The organism is Cohnella sp. AR92, from assembly GCF_003990975.1.
GTDB lineage: Bacteria > Bacillota > Bacilli > Paenibacillales > Paenibacillaceae > Cohnella.
Genome location: NZ_RZJR01000031.1, coordinates 1 through 4,286 on the forward strand (window position 1 = coordinate 1; position 4,286 = coordinate 4,286).

General features: G+C 46.2%; 7 protein-coding genes. All 7 read right to left on the minus strand.

Annotated features, from left to right (window positions below; all coding sequences use genetic code 11):
* Nucleotides 1-288, minus strand: a 288-nt coding sequence (locus tag ELR57_RS27610; protein ID WP_148125572.1) for a hypothetical protein, incomplete at its 3' end; no start/stop codon positions are given.
* Nucleotide 289: 1 nt separating this feature from the next.
* Nucleotides 290-574 carry a hypothetical protein gene (locus tag ELR57_RS27615; protein ID WP_126963069.1) on the minus strand — a complete coding sequence of 95 codons (285 nt, stop codon included), beginning with the start codon at nucleotides 572-574 and terminating at the stop codon, nucleotides 290-292.
* Between the two features lie 166 nt (nucleotides 575-740).
* The gene (locus ELR57_RS27620) at nucleotides 741-1,061 is read right to left on the minus strand and encodes a hypothetical protein (RefSeq protein WP_126963070.1); all 321 of its coding nucleotides are present in this window, start codon (nucleotides 1,059-1,061) and stop codon (nucleotides 741-743) included.
* 91 nt (nucleotides 1,062-1,152) lie between these two features.
* Complete coding sequence (locus ELR57_RS27625) at nucleotides 1,153-1,398, minus strand: hypothetical protein (RefSeq protein ID WP_126963071.1); 246 nt, start codon at nucleotides 1,396-1,398, stop codon at nucleotides 1,153-1,155.
* Nucleotides 1,399-1,521: 123 nt separating this feature from the next.
* Entirely contained in the window at nucleotides 1,522-2,889 is a 1,368-nt protein-coding gene (locus ELR57_RS27630) for an ISL3 family transposase (protein ID WP_126963072.1), read from the minus strand.
* An 82-nt stretch (nucleotides 2,890-2,971) separates the two neighbouring features.
* Nucleotides 2,972-3,763 (minus strand): DNA-methyltransferase, encoded by a 792-nt coding sequence (locus ELR57_RS27635; RefSeq protein ID WP_126963073.1) that lies wholly within the window; start codon nucleotides 3,761-3,763, stop codon nucleotides 2,972-2,974.
* Nucleotides 3,764-3,949: 186 nt separating this feature from the next.
* The coding region (locus ELR57_RS27995; RefSeq protein ID WP_158630201.1) for a hypothetical protein at nucleotides 3,950-4,286 on the minus strand (337 nt) is incomplete at its 5' end.

Here is a 4,286-nt window from a genome sequence, read left to right on the forward strand (position 1 = left end):
TAACGCATGTGGAGACGATTCTCCCTTTACATCTTCGTCAATTCCCTCGTCGTCATTCCAAACAGTTGCTCTCTTGCCTTGTATCGCCCATTCGAAGCTTCGGCGCTCTATCTCCTCTACTACTAGACGCATTCCTTCCCATGTGGTGGAGTAATCATCGAGGTAAATGAGTTTTCCGTCTTGCCGTTCGGTGTTTCGTCCGATAACGCCTCTGTATACCTTGTATCCGAATACTTTCTCGGCTACAAGTATGTTAAGTTCATGACCAGGCTGATCGTTGGTGTTCATTCTATTGACCTCCCTCGGAACGAATTGTATAAGCGGCGACGAATGGTTTACCGCCTCTTCCGTAGTACATCGATTCATTAAGGAATGAAATCTGATCGAGTCCTTCACTCTCTCCAGCCGGTCGAATTACCGTTGTGCAGTACATTGGCTCTCCCGTATCTTCGCGTTCTTCCTTCAGGTAAAATTGAGCGGCGAACGGAAGTTCCTCACGCTTGCAGATAGCGATGATCTGAGCCATAAGAGGAGCGATCTCTGCGTCATAGATTGCTTCTTTGTCGTACTTCATCCTTCTATTACCTCCCCCTGGAGATGGATGGCGAGCACTTTGGCTTTTAAATGCTCGCAACCCTATCTGTTATGCGGTTTTACCCAGGCGACCGACTTGCTTTTAATGCCCTACGGCTACCGCTGTCGCTAAGCGGATTCGGTCGGGGCGATGGCCTGCGTCCGTTCTAAGCAACTTCGATCTCGATGATCTCAAGATGCACAGATTCAATGTCCCATTCCTCTCCGCAATCAGTTCGGCAACAGTCCCACACGCTGATCCATGCCTCTTTCAATACCTTCGTTTGGAAAGACTCGGGATTCTCAAAGATTTTTATGGGCTTCCCTCCGTCTAGGTCTTTCTTCTTTGCAAGTTCCTTGCTCTTTCGGTATTCCTTGATCTTGGCATCGAATGCAATCAGAGCGTCTTTCTGATGTTGAAAGTATTTTTCCAACGTCGGGAAGCCCATTGACCTCGATCCGGATTCCTGCAGTTTGTAAATGATCATGTCTCTTCTCCTTTGCGGCTCGCCGCCTACGATCCGACCGAAATACTCAGCGTTAGCGGCGGCCGATGATATATCCCTTAGTCCTTTTGATTTAAGAGGGAAATGTAATTGTGAGCACCTTGTAACCAGGGAGAACATGTACTTCGCCCTCACCTGTTCCGTACTGTCTTTCTGGCTTCACGTCCTCGATTGACAGAGTAACGTTTGCTTCTTTGTCCGGCTTTGGGATCGTCCACATCAGACCGCACCGACAATGTATTGAGTCATGGGTGGAATCTTTGAAGAGCAGTCCCGGATGAATCTCTCCGCACGTACACTTAATCTCGAATTTGATCATCCGGGCTATCTCCTTTCTCTGTATAACGGGATAGGATGGAGTCTAAATGCCAGACAGCGTGTGGAACTTGATACTCGGTGTTAGGGCATTGAACTTTCGAGGTGAAAATAGTGGGATTATCCACTAAAATTCACCTCTCTCCAAAATTTCAGAAAGTGTGGTCAAATCCGTCCCAACGGTTACTAATTCAGGTGCATCGCCGTCGATGTAGATCGGTTTCAACGACCCGTCCATGTTGTAAAGAACGTTGTCGAATCGTTGGAACTCCATATCCTTCTGGAACTTTGGTTTCTTGACCGTGGCCCTTGTGCCATATAAAACCTTTGCTCTCAGCACGTCGTATGAATACCCCTTTCCTGCCTTTTCCACCGACTTAATGATGTTATTAACGCTCTCGGTGTAGGCGTTTGTGAATGGCTGTAAGAAGTAGTTGAATATCTCTTGCTTGAAATTATTGAACGTCTTCTGGATGTCCTTAAACTGCTTGAAGTCGTTCGGTATGCTACTCTCCCATGCATAGAACCGCTGGAACGCCTCGTAACGGTCCTTGGAGAGGTTGTAGATGTCTCGCATATCCTCTTTGAGCCAGTAGGCTTTAGCAAGCATCGGGAAATGTCCGAACCACATATCGCGCTTCTGAACATCCTGTGGTTTCAAATCCTCTTTGTTCTTCAGCAGCACATAACGATCGCGCGTGAGCAAGTGCTGCTCTTGCTTACCCAGCCCTTTCTTAATGGCAATGCGTATTTGGTCTAATGCCTGGTTTGCGTACTTGATGACATGGAACTTATCAATGACCACAAACGCATTTGGAACTAATTCGTTAACGGCATATTTGTATCCGCTCCACATATCAATGGTTGCGACTTCGATGTTCTGCCAGCCTTCCATGCGCTGAATGGTTTGCTTGACGGTACGCTTCAAGTTGTCGGCGGTAATCTCAAGGATCATATTGTTCTCGTTGTCAGTAAATACACCGCGCATCACCTTGTTTAGATGGGCTTCGTCGATTCCCAATACCTTGGGAGCAATCAGAATACGTTGCGATTCCTGTTCCGCGACATACTCCTCGAAATACCGTCTGACGCTGGTGTGCGAGATGCCATATTCATCAGCGATATGGGTGAATGGCTTTTTTAACGCCAGCTTCGTGATATGCTCTACAAGCCGCTTGGTGACTTTGCCGCCGCGATCCACGCTTTCGAGAACCTCGTAAAACGTCCCATCACATGAAGGGCATCTGAACCGTCTGTGGCGTATCAGTAGCTTTACAGCTTTGCCATGCATCGAAATATCCGAAACGATGCGTTCCTTCACTTGATGCGGCTTAAACTCCATTTTCACATCATCTTCAAAGAATGATAGTTCTGGTATAAGCCAACTACATTGTGGACAAATAAACGGTTTTTCCTCTTTCTCGACTGTAAATTTGTAAAAATGTTCGTTTTGTTCCTTGGAAATTACTTTGAACTCTGGCAGATTCAGCATCATTTTCACCTCGAAAGTTGTCTAATAACGTATATTATACAACCTTAAAGGCTACTGGTGAACTTTTAGGGTGATGAATTACGTTCTATATCCCTGAAGCCAGTCGAAGCTTTGCTATCTCTACGTATTCCTTCGAAACCTCGAAGCCGATGTAGTTACGGTTGTTTAGCATCGCCATCTTAGCAGTTGTCCCCGAACCCATGAACGGATCGAGTACAATATGACCTTCGTTCGACCATGACAATATGTGATCTTGTACGAGTGCTTCTGGAAAGATCGCAGGATGCCTAAAGGCAACCTCATCACTGGATGACTTCCCTTTTCCCGTAGAGTAGCCCCATACGTTTGAACGTGCGCCAAACTCCGCTACGGCTTTACCGTTGGCCCTGCTCGGCTTGACGGTTCCGTCAGCCTGCCGTACCGTTCCGCTCATAATCTGTCCAGCAAGCTTATTTGGGCGATCCCGTATGAGGTTAAATGTTTCAATCCTCCTGCCTTTACTGAATACGAACATATACTCAAAAGCAGACGGGTACTTTCTATGTCCGTATCGCGGAAAAGCAAGGTCTGTCTTGTAATAAATCATCGTGTCAGCAAGCTTAAATCCGCATTCCTTGAAGAATAACGCTTGCTTGAATGAGGTTCCCGTTTCATCGCCATTGACGGTTTCGTCGGCTACAATCCAGACTACAACGCCACCTTCTTTCGTAACTCGGTACAGTTCCTTCGCTGTGTCTTCAAAGTTGAATGTGTATCCGTGATACGTCCGCAAGCTATCGTATGGAGGCGATGTAACAGTTAAGTCGATGCTGTTTTCATGTAGCATTCGCATCCCCTCAACACAGTCCATTTGATAGATGTTGTTTAATTTGAGCAAATATTTTCACCTCGATTGTTCATGTCTTTTTCTATTGGCATCCACAATTAGACAGATAATGACTCCGAAAATCGCTGTAGCTATGCCAAGAAAATAAAAAGTAAGATACATTGACCATTCGTAGCCGATGTATTTTTCGAACACATTCATCACCTCGAATGTTCAAGAAAGTTTTGCATTGTTGATCTATCGTTCATTGGCGGTTTCACCCTGAAAGTTGGATACCCCGGTGTTACACCATGTCAGCGACAAATGAGCACATTTCACGCTCTCAACTACCTGTTCCAGTTCTCCCCGCAGCCGTTCGTTCTCTTTCTGTTCCTTTTGGAGTTGATCGCGAAGTTGCTCTTCAATTCGAATACTTTCTTCGCCGTAACCCTGCCAATAATCGCGTTCGTTTATTAGCCTCTCTATCTCCCCCTGCTGCTGTTCTACAAGGGTTAGGAGATAGCGGAGCCATTCGGGGGCGTTGGCGATGAAATGAGCTAATTCAACCGTCTCGCATTCTGCAATTACATTGCAG

What these genes read in the sequence shown, in the direction of transcription:
- ELR57_RS27620 (WP_126963070.1), bottom strand. Translation starts at nt 1,061, where the DNA reads ATGATCATTTACAAACTGCAGGAATCCGGATCGAGGTCAATGGGCTTC.
- ELR57_RS27630 (WP_126963072.1), bottom strand. Translation starts at nt 2,889, where the DNA reads ATGATGCTGAATCTGCCAGAGTTCAAAGTAATTTCCAAGGAACAAAAC.
- ELR57_RS27615 (WP_126963069.1), bottom strand. Translation starts at nt 574, where the DNA reads ATGAAGTACGACAAAGAAGCAATCTATGACGCAGAGATCGCTCCTCTT.
- ELR57_RS27625 (WP_126963071.1), bottom strand. Translation starts at nt 1,398, where the DNA reads ATGATCAAATTCGAGATTAAGTGTACGTGCGGAGAGATTCATCCGGGA.